Origin of the sequence: Streptomyces sp. NPDC006450 (genome assembly GCF_040612195.1) — a bacterium.
Classification (GTDB): domain Bacteria; phylum Actinomycetota; class Actinomycetes; order Streptomycetales; family Streptomycetaceae; genus Streptomyces.
This window is the reverse complement of record NZ_JBEXPT010000010.1, coordinates 21,708-35,266: the sequence shown is the minus strand read 5'-3', so window position 1 is coordinate 35,266 and position 13,559 is coordinate 21,708. Positions and strand designations below refer to the sequence as shown.

General features: G+C 71.4%; 12 protein-coding genes, 1 tRNA gene and 1 pseudogene. 7 read left to right on the top strand and 7 right to left on the bottom strand.

Features of this window, described 5'->3' with window-relative positions; genetic code table 11:
* The first annotated feature begins 69 nt into the window (after positions 1–69).
* Positions 70–645, top strand: a complete 576-nt coding sequence (locus ABZY57_RS06430) for an NAD(P)H-dependent oxidoreductase (RefSeq protein ID WP_356508727.1) — start codon at positions 70–72, stop codon at positions 643–645.
* On the opposite strand, the gene ABZY57_RS06425 is transcribed toward ABZY57_RS06430, so the two are convergent.
* Positions 635–1,897, bottom strand: a complete 1,263-nt coding sequence (locus tag ABZY57_RS06425; RefSeq protein WP_356508725.1) for an amidohydrolase — start codon at positions 1,895–1,897, stop codon at positions 635–637. The two genes, ABZY57_RS06430 and ABZY57_RS06425, sit on opposite strands and share 11 nt — an antisense overlap.
* A 120-nt stretch (positions 1,898–2,017) precedes the next feature.
* Between ABZY57_RS06425 and ABZY57_RS06420 the strand changes: the two genes are divergently transcribed.
* From ABZY57_RS06420 to ABZY57_RS06405, 4 genes and pseudogenes are all read left to right on the top strand, one after another.
* On the top strand, positions 2,018–2,365 hold the full coding sequence (locus ABZY57_RS06420) for a hypothetical protein (protein WP_356508724.1): 348 nt from the start codon (positions 2,018–2,020) through the stop codon (positions 2,363–2,365).
* 119 nt (positions 2,366–2,484) lie between these two features.
* Positions 2,485–3,067: pseudogene (locus ABZY57_RS06415) on the top strand (bifunctional DNA primase/polymerase).
* Positions 3,058–3,131: transfer RNA gene (locus ABZY57_RS06410), tRNA-Lys, on the top strand. Before ABZY57_RS06415 ends, ABZY57_RS06410 begins: the two are co-directional and overlap by 10 nt.
* Positions 3,132–3,289: 158 nt before the next feature.
* Positions 3,290–4,177: an NAD(P)H-binding protein gene (locus tag ABZY57_RS06405; protein ID WP_356508722.1), complete on the top strand. Its 888-nt coding sequence runs from the start codon at positions 3,290–3,292 to the stop codon at positions 4,175–4,177.
* On the opposite strand, the gene ABZY57_RS06400 is transcribed toward ABZY57_RS06405, so the two are convergent.
* Complete coding sequence (locus ABZY57_RS06400) at positions 4,167–5,402, bottom strand: M6 family metalloprotease domain-containing protein (protein ID WP_356508720.1); 1,236 nt, start codon at positions 5,400–5,402, stop codon at positions 4,167–4,169. The two genes, ABZY57_RS06405 and ABZY57_RS06400, sit on opposite strands and share 11 nt — an antisense overlap.
* A gap of 399 nt (positions 5,403–5,801) precedes the next feature.
* Here ABZY57_RS06400 and ABZY57_RS06395 point away from each other — a divergent pair, with 399 nt between their 5' ends.
* Entirely contained in the window at positions 5,802–7,679 is a 1,878-nt protein-coding gene (locus ABZY57_RS06395; RefSeq protein ID WP_356508718.1) for an EAL domain-containing protein, read from the top strand.
* A gap of 1 nt (position 7,680) precedes the next feature.
* Here ABZY57_RS06395 and ABZY57_RS06390 read toward each other — a convergent pair whose 3' ends face one another.
* From ABZY57_RS06390 to ABZY57_RS06370, 5 genes are all read right to left on the bottom strand, one after another.
* The gene (locus tag ABZY57_RS06390) at positions 7,681–7,941 is read right to left on the bottom strand and encodes a DUF397 domain-containing protein (RefSeq protein ID WP_356508716.1); all 261 of its coding nucleotides are present in this window, start codon (positions 7,939–7,941) and stop codon (positions 7,681–7,683) included.
* Positions 7,901–8,749 (bottom strand): helix-turn-helix transcriptional regulator, encoded by an 849-nt coding sequence (locus ABZY57_RS06385; protein ID WP_356508714.1) that lies wholly within the window; start codon positions 8,747–8,749, stop codon positions 7,901–7,903. Before ABZY57_RS06385 ends, ABZY57_RS06390 begins: the two co-directional genes overlap by 41 nt.
* Before the next feature lie 168 nt (positions 8,750–8,917).
* Positions 8,918–10,621, bottom strand: coding sequence for a glycosyl hydrolase family 18 protein (locus ABZY57_RS06380; RefSeq protein WP_356508712.1), 1,704 nt, complete (start codon positions 10,619–10,621; stop codon positions 8,918–8,920).
* A gap of 367 nt (positions 10,622–10,988) precedes the next feature.
* Positions 10,989–11,180: a hypothetical protein gene (locus tag ABZY57_RS06375; protein WP_356508710.1), complete on the bottom strand. Its 192-nt coding sequence runs from the start codon at positions 11,178–11,180 to the stop codon at positions 10,989–10,991.
* A gap of 129 nt (positions 11,181–11,309) precedes the next feature.
* Positions 11,310–12,488: an LLM class flavin-dependent oxidoreductase gene (locus tag ABZY57_RS06370; protein ID WP_356508708.1), complete on the bottom strand. Its 1,179-nt coding sequence runs from the start codon at positions 12,486–12,488 to the stop codon at positions 11,310–11,312.
* Between the two features lie 238 nt (positions 12,489–12,726).
* Between ABZY57_RS06370 and ABZY57_RS06365 the strand changes: the two genes are divergently transcribed.
* Complete coding sequence (locus ABZY57_RS06365; RefSeq protein WP_356508706.1) at positions 12,727–13,485, top strand: IclR family transcriptional regulator C-terminal domain-containing protein; 759 nt, start codon at positions 12,727–12,729, stop codon at positions 13,483–13,485.
* Positions 13,486–13,559 lie beyond the last annotated feature (74 nt).

The window sequence follows — 13,559 nt, the reverse complement described above, 5'->3', positions numbered from 1 at the left end:
CTGCGCTCTCATGGCCGTGACGCCATAGGTGACACGTCAACAAAATTGCCCGGCCGTGAGGAGCCCGCCATGAACCCCCGCCCGATCCGCCTGCACGTCGTCTCCGCCTCCGTCCGTCCCACCTCCGCCGCGCGCCCCCTGTCCCGTTGGGCGGCCGGGGTGGCACGCGAGCAGGGACGGGAACGCTTCGAGGTCACCCCCGTCGACCTCGCCGAGATCGCCCTGCCCTTCCTGGACGAGCCCGCATACGCCTCCACCGGGATCTACACCCATCCCCACACCCGTGCGTGGAGCGCCCTGGTCGACTCCGCGGACGCCTTCCTCTTCGTCCTGCCGATGTACAACGGCGGCTTCACCGCACCCTTCAAGAACGCCATCGACTTCCTCTACCGCGAATGGCAGGGCAAGCCCGCCGGGCTGCTCTCCTACAGCGCGGGCGGCTCCGGCGGCGCCCCGGCCGGCCGGATGCTGCGGCCCGTGCTGGAGGCCGTCGGCATGGTGCCCGCCGAGGCCTCGGTGGCCGTCCCGGGCATCACCGGGCTGGTCACGGCGGAGGGGTTCCAGGCCCCGGAGGGCCTCGCGGGCGAGCTCGCGGCCGTACTGGACGAGCTCGCCGCCCTGGCGGGGACTCCGGTCAGCGCGTGACGAGCACCCCGGTCAGGTGGTCGTACGCGGCGTGCGCGTGCAGCCGTACGCCCGTGATCAGGGTGGCGTCGTCGGCGTAGAAGGCGGGGTGGTGGTTGCCCGCCAGGCCCCTGCCGCCGGGGACGGCCACGGGTTCACCGCTCCCCGGGTCCAGGGCGGTGTCCTGGACGCCGAGCATCACGTACAGCCCGCCGAAGCGGGTGATGAACTCGGAGACGTCGTCGTAGCCGAGCGTGCCGCCGACCTCCACCACCCGGTCCGCGCCCGCGACCCGGCGCAGGGTGGGCAGCGCGGCCTCGATCCAGGCCTCCTCGTTGCGCACGGCGGGCACGTCCTGGAGCAGCTCGACGGCCGCGGAGGCCCCGTAGGCCTCGGCCGTGTGCTCGGCCAGCACCGTCAGCCGGCGTTTGACCTCGGCCATGTCCCGCTCCTCGGCGCAGCGGATCGTGCCCCACAGCGTGACCGTTTCACCGATGACGTTGTACCGGCCGACGTCCTCGATGTGGCCGATGGAGACCGTGACCGGGGAGAACGCCGACACCTGCCGGTAGAGCTGGCCGATCCCGGTCAGCAGCGCCCCGACGGCGGGCATCGGGTCGATGCCGTACCAGGGCGACGAGGCGTGGGCCTGCCGGCCGGTGACGGTGACGCGCACCAGGCAGGAGGCCCCGTACATGGGGCCGGACTTGTAGCCCACCCAGCCCTTGGGGTGCGGGGTGACGTGCATGCCGAAGGCCATCGTGGGGACGGGATCGGCGAAGGCTCCCTCGGCCACCATCAGACGCGCCCCGCCCTCCTCGCCGACCGGCGGGCCCTCCTCGGCCGGCTGGAACACGAACAGCACGGTTCCGGGCAGCCGCTCCCGTACCCGTACGTCGGCCAGTGCGCGCGCCGCTCCGAGGAGCATCGCGGTGTGGCAGTCGTGGCCGCAGGCGTGCGAGGCCCCGCCGGTGGCTGCGAAGTCCGCGCCGCAGCGGTCGGGGACCGGCAGCGCGTCCATGTCGGCCCGCAGCGCCGCCACCCGGTCCCCGGGCCGGCCGCCGCGCAGCACCCCGACCACTCCGTGCCCGGCGATGCCGGTCCGCACCTCGTCCAGTCCGAACCCGGTGAGCTCCCGCGCCACGAGCCGCGCGGTGGCGGCCTCGCGGTTGGGCAGCTCCGGATTGCGGTGAAGATGACGGCGCCAGCCGATCACCTGCTCGATGCCCTCGTCGCAGAGCTTGTCCAGCTCCTCGTGCACACCATCGGTCATACGCACGTTCTAGCCCATGCGCCGGGACCCTCGGGCGCTCTTGCGCGAAGCTGGACAATGGACGGTGGCCCGGAAGCTTTTCGGTCCGGAAGCTTTCCCACGTCCAGCAGGAGGACACGCATGGCAGAGCCCGAGCGGACCGAGCGGAGGCTGCGGCCCGCGCAGTTGCTCTTCGAGCCGTCGGAGACCGTCACGGACCCGGAGCACTTCTTCGGCCTCGAATCGATCGACGACCCGCGGGAGCTGCTGGCCCGGGCGACGGAACTGACCCTGGCGTTCCGTGCCGCGCAGGAGCGGGCGGTGGAGTTCCAGGCGGTGGCGGCGGCGCAGCTCGCGGATCCCGGGCGGTTCGACCGGTTGTCGGCGGCCGCGATCGCGGAGCAGGCGGAGTGGACCGAGGACTACGCCCGCAAGATGATCGAGTTCGGCGAGTCCCTGCAGCGCGGCGCCGCTCCCGAGGGCACCTGAGGGCGCGCCCGCCGCGACCCCTGGCATATGCGGGGGCAACATACCCCAGTCCCACCCGGCCTGTCCCGGTTTCCCGTAACTCCCGGAGATCGGTCCGCTACCCCGGGTAGATCTGGAGCATGACGACCCTGACCGGCTGCCCCGCGCTCGACCTGCGGACGACGACCGCCTCCGCGACCCACGTCACCCCGGCCGGCGCCGCCTGGCTGGCCTCGGCCTCGGCGCGGCCCGGCAGCACGCTGGCCGCCTGGCAGGCCCGGCCCACCGCGCCCGCCGTGCTGCCCTGCGGGACCGCCTTCGACGTCGTCAACGTCCCCCTCGTCCTCGGACGCCGGATGCTCGACCTGCTCTGGGCCGAAGGCCCCGGGTCCGGGCCGGCCGCCGTGCACCGCGGGCGGACCCTGCTCTTCGCCGCCCCCGGCACCGCCCACCGGCTCCCGGCCCTGCTGGCCTGGGAGGAGTGGAGCACCCCCGTGCCCGCCCCGCTCTGCCACGGCCGCGGCGACGCCGTCACCGTGCCCCCGCTGGTCGCCGACGGAGGACCCTCGCGCTGGCTCGTGGCGCCCGATGCGCGGCTGCCCTGGCTGCCCGGGCCGGAGGCGCTGCTGTGGGCGTTCGTCCGTGCCACCCGAGCTGCGGATATCGATTTTTCCGATCGCCGCTCGGGGTGCTAATGTCTTCCTCGTCACCAAGCGCCGCTAGCTCAGTTGGTTAGAGCAGCTGACTCTTAATCAGCGGGTCCGGGGTTCGAGTCCCTGGCGGCGCACAGACGGAGAAGGGCCCCCACGAAAGTGGGGGCCCTTTTCGCGTCCGGGATCCCGCGCCCCACCAACCGGTGCCCGACCTCAGCCCTTGACCTCAACCTTGGTTGATGTACGAGAGTCGTGTCATCGAACGGCGAGACGGCGAGACGGGGAGATTCCGATGACACAGCCCATGATTCTGGTGACCGGCGCGACCGGGAAGGTCGGCGGCGCGGTGGTGGCCCAACTGCACGCGGCGGGCCTGCCCGTGCGGGCGCTGGTGCGAGGGGAGTCGGACCTTCCGGAGGGTGTACGGGCGGTGCGCGGCGATCTCGGTGATCCCGCGTCGCTGGGCGCGGCTCTGGAGGGCGTCGACGCGGTCTTCCTGGTGTGGCCCTTCCTGAGCGCCGAGGGTGCGTCGGACGTGATCGACGCGATCGGGAAGCACGCCCGACGGGTGGTGTACCTGTCGTCCGCCGGGGTGGGGAACGAGCAGGAGGAGCCGGGCGAGGCGATCACCCTGTTCCACACGGAGCTGGAGCAGCTGGTCGAGGCATCGGGGCTGGAGTGGACGGCGCTGCGGCCCACCGGGTTCGCGAGCAACACGCTGGGCTGGGCGGAGGAGGTCCGCACCACCGGGGCGGTACGGGCGCCGCTGGCAGCGCTCGCCCGTCCGCTGATCCACGAGGCGGACATCGCCGCGGTCGCCGTCCGGGCGCTGACGACCGATGCCCTGCTCGGCGCCCGCCCCCTGATCACCGGCCCCGAACTGATCACCCAGGAGCAGCAGGCGGCCCTGATCGGCGAGGCGATCGGGCGACCGGTGCGGTTCGAGGAGATCACGCTGGACGAGGCCGCCGAGCAGATGAGGGCCACGGGTTATCCGGCACAGCTGGTGGAGGCCGTGCTGCCGGGCCAGGCGCGGCTGCTCGACGATCCGGAGCCGGTCAACGGCGAAGTGGAGCGCATCACGGGCGCCCCGGCCCGGTCCTTCCGCGAGTGGGCGGTGGACCACGCGGCAGACTTCGACAGCACTTCCGGCATCCGCCCCGGCGCTCCTACCGCGTGATCTTCACCGTGTACGCGCCCGACTGCGTGCGGTCCGCCACCTCCACGGTGATCCCCTCACCCGGGACCGTGAAGGTCTCCCCCACCTCCAGCGGGGCGTCCGCCAGCGGCGGGTACACCGAGCGGTCCCAGCAGGCCTCGGTGTCGGGGTGGGCGTCCACGACCTCGATCGGCCCGCCGCCCGAGGCCGCCTCGTTGCGGACCCGGTAGATGAGGACCCCCTCGGTGCAGGTGTCCCCGTCGTTGCCGGCGGAGCCCCGCGCCTCGACGGCGATCGCGCTGCCGGGTCCCGTACGGACCACCGCGAGCCGGGTGCCGCCCGAGGCGCCCGGGCGCGGGGCCTCGGACAGCGGCTGGAGGGTGTGCAGGGAGGAGCCGGATCCCACGCAGTCGACCTGGGAGGCGTCCAGCCAGCCGAGCTTCCACTTCTGCCAGGCGAAGAGGTCGGGGGACATGCCGAACTGGCTGCCCATGACGTCCCAGTCCCCGACGTAGGTGTCCCAGTCGCCCTTGCCGTCCGAGGGCCGGTGGTAGAGGTCCGGCAGGTCGAAGACGTGCCCGGTCTCGTGGGCCAGCACGTTGCGGTCCGGCGGGTGCTTCTCGAAGACCGTGACGATGCGGCGCAGGTCGGTGCCGTCCGCCCGGATCGGCTGCTCGAAGTTGACGACCTTGGTGGCATCGGAGTCGACGCCGGGCGCGTCCGGATCGGCGACGAAGTAGACGACGTCGTACCGGCCGAAGTCCACCGACGGATCGGCTCCGGCCACCGCGTCGCGCAGGTAGGCGGCCCGGTCCGCGGGGGCCCAGTCGCGCTGTATGCCGTAGGCGGCGGACGGCTTGGGCATCCGGATCCACTGCTCCTGCGGGTGCGGGACCAGCCGGAAGCGTCCGTAGGAGGCCCGCTCGAAGAATTCGCTGGTCGCCGGGAAGTGGTCGGCGGTCAGCTCCTCGGTGGTCAGGGTGGGGCGGTGGTCGGGGAAGGAGAGGAAGACCATGACCGCGTTGAGGGTGCGCTCGGGCTTGGGATAGGCGCCGTTCCAGCTGTCCAGGCCCAGGGAGTGGTGGGCCGCGGTACGGGTCAGCGCGCAGGGCCCGGCCCCGGGGGCGGCGACCGCGGGTCCCGCGACGAGCGACATGGCGGCGAGCGCCGTCAGGGAAGTGAGCGCCGCCGCCGTGGTGCGCATGCGGGAGCGGTCCACTCCCCCGGGTGTCTGCTGTCGCGGCACATCGACCTCCGGTGGTGGATTAGTACCTCTTCATCCACCTTGGGGCGATTGTCTTACCAATGCCCTGTTCCGCTGCCCCACACGAGTGAGCACTAGGGCAAGCCGGTGACGCCGGGTTTCGCACATGCGCCTACGGAAAGTCACGACCGGTCAGGTCGGGTCAACGGTGGGCGCCGGATGCTCACAGGCGTGCGGAAACGATCATTCGCCGTCAGGCCGACGAACCGTCATCACGCCGAACTCCCGCGCCCCACACGGCGTCGCCGCTGGATAGGGCCGTCCGGGAGCCTCTATGATCGGCACACTTTCCTGCACGGACACTCACACGCACTGCGGGAGCCAACGGTGAGCGGAACCCCAGATGGAACCGGTTCGGCGGCCGACAGCATCCGACCGGCCATGACGCAGCGTCACTCAGAGCTGGCGACGACGGCACCCCCGGCTCGCACCGACCACCAGGCCGCGTACGGGCCCGGCCACCCGGCGGATCACCAGGCCGGCCACCGGGCCGACTACCGGGCCGCCTTCAACGCGGCCCACCTCCCCATGGCCGTCGTCGACCGCACCGGCCACATCGCCGACGCGAACCAGGCCCTCGCCGAGCTCCTGGGCTCCGAGGCACACGTGCTCGCCGGGCAGTGTGCCGCCGACCTGGTGGACCTGGCCTCCGAGGCCCGGACCTGGCAGGCCTACCAGGAGGTGCTGCGCGGCCGGCAGGCCCGGCTCCGCTGCACCCGCCGCCTCAAGCACCCCGACGGGCACTCCCTGTGGACCGAGATCACCCTCGGCCCCGTACCCGGGAGCGACACCGGTGACGTACTGCTGTCCGTGGCCGACATCAGCGACCGGCGCGACCTCCAGGCTCGGCTGCGCCACCTCCAGATGCACGATCCGGTGACCCGGCTGCCCAACCGGGCGCTGTTCTTCGAGCGGCTCTCCGCCGCCCTGGAGGCGTCCTCGTACGGGCAGAGCGGCACGGGCCGCATCGGGCTGTGCTACCTGGACCTCGACGGCTTCAAGGCCGTCAACGACACCCTGGGCCACCGGGTCGGCGACCGGCTGCTGACCGCCGTCGCCGGGCGGCTCACCCAGTGCGCAGACCAGTCCGGCTACGGACGCACCGGCGGCCACCTGGTGGCGCGGCTCGGCGGCGACGAGTTCGCCCTGCTGGTCGAGGAGTCCACCGGCACCGAGCAGCTCGCGGACCTGGCGCGCAGCGTCCTGGCCGCCGTACAGGAGCCCTTCGACCTGGCGGGTCAGCGGCTGTCGGTCTCCGCGTCGATCGGCGTGGTGGAGCGGATGGCCGCGGGGACCTCGGCGACCGGGCTGATGCAGGCCGCGGACACCACGCTGTACTGGGCCAAGGCGGACGGCAAGGCCCGCTGGACCCTCTTCGACCCCGAGCGCAACGCGCACCGCATGACCCGCCAGGCCCTGTCCTCGACGCTGCGGCCGGCCGTGGAGCGCGGCGAGTTCAACGTGGAGTACCAGCCGCTGGTGGACCTGGAGAGCGGGGCGGTGCGCGGGGTGGAGGCCCTGGTGCGCTGGAACCACCCGCAGTTCGGCACGCTGACGCCGAATCGGTTCATCGGAATTGCCGAAGAGGACGGATCCATCGTCCAGTTGGGCCGCTGGGTGCTGCGGACCGCCTGCCGGCAGGCCCGGCGCTGGCAGATCGAGCAGCCCAGCGACTCCCCCGTCTTCGTCTCCGTCAACGTGGCCGTCCGCCAGGTCTGGGACTCCGACCTGGTCGGCGACGTCGCCGAGATCCTGGCGGAGACCGGACTGGCACCCCAGCTCCTCCAGCTCGAACTGACGGAGTCCGCCGTCATGGGATCGGCGGGCCGCCCGCTCCAGGCCCTCCAGGCCCTGAGCGACATGGGGGTGCGGATCGCCATCGACGACTTCGGCACCGGGTACTCGAACCTGGCCTACCTCAGCCGCCTGCCCGTCTCCGTCCTCAAACTGGACGGCTCCTTCGTCCGCGGCTTCCGCTACGAGGAGGGCTCCCACCCGAACCCGGCCGACGAGACCATCGTCGAGGCCCTGGTGCAGCTCGCACACCGGCTGGGCCTGACGGTGACCGCCGAATGCGTGGAGACCGCCGGCCAGGCGGCCCGGCTGAAGCGCGTCGGCTGCGACACCGGCCAGGGCTGGCTGTACTCCCGGGCGGTGGCCCCGGAGGCGATCGCCGCGATCATCAGCCGCCAGGTCGCGGAGGCGGCGGGCCCGGGCTCCGGCCAGCCGGAGGGGCCCGCGCCACATCCCCAGGTCTGAGTCAGAGACTCCGTACGAAGGCTCCGAACGCCTCGGGGGCAACCGTGAAAGCGGGGCCGTCGGGGCGCTTGGAGTCCCGGACGGCTACGCGGCAGGGCTGGGCGGCGACCTCGACGCACTCGCCGCCGCTGGATCCGCTGTACGAGGCCTTGCGCCAGGCGGCGGTGCCGAGGGGGGCGCACTCGACGCACTCGCCGCCGGTGGTCCCGCTGTACGACGACTTACGCCACAGCGCGCCCGCCAGGTTCTGGTTGCTTCCCATAGCGTTCCTCCATTAGCCGAGTGATCAGCTCCGCCGAGCGTTCCGGTGAGAACGCCTCGGCTTGCAGCCGAGCGTATCCGACCGAACGCTCCCTGATCACTGGCGGATTGGCGGTCATGTAACCCTGCGCGTAACCCTCTTCGTAGATCAGATCCGGGTCGCCGTCGAAGCGGAGAAGGGTGAACGACCCCTGCATCCCCGTGTGCGCTCCGGCCGAGAAGGGCAGCACTTGGATCTGCACCCAGGACCGGTTGACGAAGCCCAACAGGTGGGCGAGTTGGTCGCGCATGACCTCGCGGCCACCGACCTCTTGGTGCAGCACGGCCTCGCCGAGCACCACCCACAGCGCAGGTGGCTGCTCGCGCTCCAGGATGAGCTGCCTCTCCATGCGGGCCGCCACCAGTTCGTCGATCTGATCGGGTCGGTCCACGCCGATCAGGGCGCGGGCGTACGACTCCGTCTGAAGGAGCCCGTAGACCAACTGGCACTGGAACGTGCTGATGTACTCGGCTCGGGCCTCCATCTCCGCGTACGGCTGAAACCAGTGCGGCAACTGGCTCCGCAGGACCAACCCCACCAGCCGGGAGAAGTGCCCGTCCGTGCCCAGCGCGGCGTCGAGCCGTTCCGAGAAGTCGCGGGTCGGGACCCGTTTCGTGTTCTCGATCATGCCGATCAGCGAGCCCGAGCAGTAGATGATGTCGCCCAACTGGCCCTGTTTCAGCCCGGCCGCCTCCCTCAGGCGGCAGAGCTCGTACGCGTAGTAGTCCAGCGGCGAGGCGCTGGGATCGAGAGCGCGGATGTTGACCATGGGCGGTCACCCCCATGAGGACGCGTGCGGCGGATCCAACTCATCGCCGAGCGTAATGACTTCGGCACGCACCGGTACGGGGAATCCCGCAACCATGTCACACGGCAGCCCCCGCACCCTGGGAGGAGGGTGCGGGGGCTGCCGGCCGCTCGGCGCGGGGTGGGGGGATCAGCAGGCGCCGAGGTCCTTCCAGACACCCCATTCACCGGTGGTGCCGGGCACCTCGTTCTGCGTCCACCACTGGGCCTTGTACTTGCGGCCGTTGTACGAGACCTCGCTGCCGCCGGTGTAGACGGTGCCGTGGACGTAGGCCGCCGCGCCGCAGCCCGTGGTGGGCGTCGCGGTCGGGGTTGCCGTCGGCGTGGCGGTCGGCGTGGCCGTCGGGGTCGCGGTGGGCGTGGCAGTCGGGGTGACCGGAGGCTGCGTGGTGCCGCCCAGGGAGTCCGAGATCTGGTTCAGCAGGGTCGCGTTGGCGTCCAGGCCGAGCAGGGAGTACATCATCGCGCCGGCCAGGCCGCGCTGCTTGCCGTAATCGACCCGGGCCTGGATGGACTTCTGGTTGAGGCCGGTGAAGAACTCGCCGTCCTTGTAGAAGTACGAGGCCTTGGCCTTGTCGTCCCAGAAGGTGGTCGCCGGGTTGTCGACGATGCCGCCGAGCTCCTTGTAGAGCGCGATGCCGGCCTGCTGGCTGGTCGGACGGGCGGCGGAGGCCAGGGTGGCGGGCTGGGCGAGACCGTTGGTGGTGCCGGGCTGCACGCCCTTCCAGCCGCGGTAGTAGAACTCGTAGCCCAGGACCAGCTTGTTGGCGGGGAAGCCGCCGGTGATGCCGTAGGCCGCGTTGCCGTCGATCCAGGAGTCGATGGCGTTCTTGATGCTGTACTTCTCGGTGCCCGGGGCGATCACGTCGGTCGGGTCGGACGACGAGGGCAGCAGCGGGGACTGGTGGTACGTCGGACCGTCCGAGTCCCAGGCGCCGTGCATGTCGTACGTCATGATGTTCGCGTAGTCGAGGTACGCGCCGATCTTGTCCGTCTCGATGTACTTGATCTTGTCCTGGCCGGCCGGGAGGGCCGAGGTCAGCAGGTACTTCTTGCCGCCGTTGGCCGCGCCGTGGGCGTCGAGCTGCTCGCGGAACTCCTTGAGCAGGAGGGTGAAGTTCTGCTTGTCCTCGGGGGCGTAGTGGTTGCCGAGGTGGCCGCCCGACGAGCCCGGGTACTCCCAGTCGATGTCGATGCCGTCGAAGATGCCGGCCGCGCTGCCCGCGCCGCCGTAGCCGCCCTCGACGGGCAGGTTGCCCTTGATGTACTGGTCGATGCAGGAGGAGACGAGCTTCTTGCGGGAAGCGTCGGTCTTGGCCGCGTCGCTGAAGTACTTCGAGTAAGTCCAGCCGCCGAGCGAGATGTTGATCTTCAGGTTCGGGTACTTCGCCTTGAGCTGCTTGAACTGGTTGAACACGCCGACGATCGGCTGGTCCCACTTGTCGGCGACGCCGCTGACGCTGTCGGCCGCGCTGAAGGACTTCTGGTAGTCGGCGTACGAGTCGCCCGCACCGTCACCGGCGTTGGGGTTGTTGTCGTCGCCCGCCGCCTTGTTCGCCTCGAAACAGGTGAGGTTGGTGGGGTGGATGTTGCCGAACGAGTAGTTGATGACGTCCAGCTTGCTCGCTATGCCACGGGTGTCGAGGTGCTTGGGATAGAAGGCGTTCCCGTACACGCTCCACTGGTCGTAGTAAGCGATCTTGACGTTGCCGGCCGCCGCGGTGGTCCCGGCTTCGGCGGCCGAAGCGGTGGTGAGTCCCGCGAAGGCGGCCAGCGTCCCGCCGGCCAGCGCGGCCGTGGCGGCGGCCGCGATGAGGGATTTACGGATGTGCATGAACTGCCTCCGGGGAAGTGGGAGGGGAAGGCAAGACTTCAGGTGGGAGTAGTGATAGCGATCACTCCGGTCCCGAGTCAATGGTTTGGACCAAAGAAGGACTAGACCAGTCGACACCCAGAAGCCCACGTCAGGGGCGTGGGACCCCACCAAAAATCGCCCGCCACCCACGATGACGAGCGACTTAAGGCTGCCTTCATTCACCCTCCGGCAAGGTTTCGGCAACAAACCAGCCAAACTCCGGATGTCAGGTCGTGCGGGGCCCTCCGGGTTCACTCGGGGCTCGTGTACACCCGTGCAAGTCGCAACTGGGCTTCGCTGCGGACCTCGGGATCCCTGTCCGTCGCCGGCGTCCGAAGCTGCATGATCAGCTCGTCGCCGTCCTGTCCGGTTGCCCGGCGTGGGTAGCGTCCAGCAACAGACGGTGCAGGACACCGGCGACGCTCTCGATCTGCGGTGCTGCCGCCAGATGCCGTCCTGCGGCGGCCCGCTCGGACCAGGCCGGTGATCGCGCTGCGGCGATCGCGTCGCGAAGCCCTTGGTTGCTGAAGTCGTCCACGTCACCGGGGTGGCGGAGGGATGTCTCGATCGCGCTTCTTCGAGGAGCAGCTCCGGACCGGGTGGGTGGCCGCCACCGTCCCGGAACCGCGCCGCGGCCCGCACCGTGCGGCGGGCCGGGGCGGCCGGATCAGGCGTCGAGGACCGGCATGCCGTACGCGTCCGCGACGAGGGCGTACGAGCGCAGACGGGCCTCGCCGGCGTGGGCGTTGGCGGTCAGCATCAGTTCGTCCGCGCCCGTGCGCTTCGCGAGGTCGTCCAGGCCCGCGGTGACCTCGTCGGGGGTGCCGTGGACCACGCTCGCGAGCCGGTCGTCCACGAACTCCCGCTCCAGCGGCGTGTACGGGTACGCGGCCGCCTCCTCGGGCGTCGGGACCAGACCGGGGCGCCCGCTGCGCAGCCGGAGCATCGCCAGCGCGCCGGTCAGCACCTGCGCGCGGGCCTCCGCGGCCGTGTCGGCGGCGAGGGCCGCGACTCCGATGACGGCGTACGGGGCGTCCAGGACGGCCGAGGGGCGGAACGACTGCCGGTAGAGGTCGAGGGCGGGCAGGGTCCCGGCCGGGGAGAAGTGGTGCGCGTAGGCGAAGGGCAGCCCGAGTCCGCCGGCGAGGCGGGCGCTGAAGCCGGAGGAGCCGAGCAGCCACACCGGCGGCCGCCCGGCGGGGCCCTGCACGGGGCCCGGCACGGCGTGCACGCGGGCGTACGGGTGCCCGTCGGGGAAGTCGTCGTCGAGGAAGCGGATCAGCTCCGCGAGCTGCCGCGGGAACTCGTCGACGGCCTCGTCGCGCCGCCCGGGCCCGCGCAGCGCGGCGGCCGTCTGCCCGTCGGTGCCGGGCGCACGGCCGAGGCCGAGGTCGATCCGGCCCGGGGCCAGCGCCTCCAGGGTGCCGAACTGCTCGGCGATGGCGAGCGGGGCGTGGTTGGGCAGCATGACCCCGCCCGAGCCGAGCCGGATCCGGGAGGTGTGGGCCGCGAGGTGGGCCAGGATCACGGCCGGGGAGGAGCTGGCGACCCCGGGCATGGAGTGGTGTTCGGCGACCCAGTGGCGGTGGTAGCCGCGGGACTCGGCGAGCCGGGCGATGTCGACGCTGGTGCGCAGGGAGGCGTGGGCGGTGCTGCCGGAGCCGACGGTGACGAGGTCGAGCACCGAGAGCGGCACCGGCGCCCGGCCGGGGGCCGCGCCCCGGATCTCGTGGGCTCCCCGGGCTCCGTGGGCCGCGTGGACCCCCTGTGCTCCGATGCCCGAATCGTCCCCCGAACGGTCCTCTCCCCGTCGTCCAGCGTCTCCCGCGCCTCCGGTGTCACTCATCGTCTCTCCCGCTCCGCTCGCCCGTCCGTCCCGTCCGTACGAAGAACCCGAACCGCGCGGCCGGGCCGGGCATTCCCGGCACTCCGGGACACCGGTCATGACCTTGGCATATGCCAGCGGAGTAGATCCAGGCAGACCGGTGTGATTGAGCCATCAATCTCATCAACAGGCGCTCCACACGGGCCTCTTGATGGCTATCGTGTGAGAGCAAGCGGTAACAACCTGCTAGGGGGAAACCGTGGCGCTGAAGCCCGAGCCGACCGCGCCGTTCCATTCGGTGCAGTACGCCCTGCGCGTACTCGAAACGGTCGCCCGCCATACCGGCGGCGTGACCGATGTACAGATCGCGCGTGAGACCGGCCTGCCCGCGGTCCATCTCGCCCCCATGCTCCTCATGCTGCGCCGCGAGGGGTACGTACTGCAGGTGTCCGACGGCGCCTACGCCATCGGGGACTCCCTCGTCCTTCTGGGCTCCGGCGCCGATCGCCAGCAGGCTTTGCAGGACAAGCTCCAGGACACCCTGGACCGGCTGCGGGACTCCGTCGGCGCCGCGGTCTACATCAGCCGGTACGTGGACGGCGAGGTCCGGATCACGCAGTTCGCGGACAGCCCGCGCACCCCCAAGGTCCACGAGTGGGTCGACTTCCGCTCGGCCGCGCACGCCAGCGCGGTCGGCAAGTGCCTGCTGACCCAGCTCGACCTCGACGGCAGGCGCGACCACCTGTCCCGGCACAAGATCGCCCGGCTGACGTCGAAGACCATCGTGAACGAGCGGATCCTCTTCTCGAAGCTGGACAGCCAGCCGGCCACGGTACCCACGCTCGACCTGCAGGAGTACGCCGTCGGCACGGTCTGCGCGGCCGTCCCGATCACGGCGGGAGCCTCGGTGGGCTGCCTGGCCCTGTCCCTGCCCGTGGAGCACGCCCACCGGCTGCGGGCCGCGGCCGACGTGCTGAACCGCAAGGCCGCGCCGCTGCTGCTCTCGCTCACCCTCTGAGCGCTCCTGACCGAAGGGGGCCTTGCACGACAGGCCCCCGGCCTCCGGGCCCGGACCGGAGCGACCCGCTCAGG

Bases quoted from the DNA above. Each gene is read 5' to 3' on its own strand.
- ABZY57_RS06430 (WP_356508727.1), top strand. From the start codon at position 70: ATGAACCCCCGCCCGATCCGCCTGCACGTCGTCTCCGCCTCCGTCCGT.
- ABZY57_RS06395 (WP_356508718.1), top strand. From the start codon at position 5,802: ATGACGCAGCGTCACTCAGAGCTGGCGACGACGGCACCCCCGGCTCGC.
- ABZY57_RS06380 (WP_356508712.1), bottom strand. From the start codon at position 10,621: ATGCACATCCGTAAATCCCTCATCGCGGCCGCCGCCACGGCCGCGCTG.
- ABZY57_RS06390 (WP_356508716.1), bottom strand. From the start codon at position 7,941: ATGGGAAGCAACCAGAACCTGGCGGGCGCGCTGTGGCGTAAGTCGTCG.
- ABZY57_RS06370 (WP_356508708.1), bottom strand. From the start codon at position 12,488: ATGAGTGACACCGGAGGCGCGGGAGACGCTGGACGACGGGGAGAGGAC.
- ABZY57_RS06405 (WP_356508722.1), top strand. From the start codon at position 3,290: ATGACACAGCCCATGATTCTGGTGACCGGCGCGACCGGGAAGGTCGGC.
- ABZY57_RS06425 (WP_356508725.1), bottom strand. From the start codon at position 1,897: ATGACCGATGGTGTGCACGAGGAGCTGGACAAGCTCTGCGACGAGGGC.
- ABZY57_RS06385 (WP_356508714.1), bottom strand. From the start codon at position 8,749: ATGGTCAACATCCGCGCTCTCGATCCCAGCGCCTCGCCGCTGGACTAC.
- ABZY57_RS06420 (WP_356508724.1), top strand. From the start codon at position 2,018: ATGGCAGAGCCCGAGCGGACCGAGCGGAGGCTGCGGCCCGCGCAGTTG.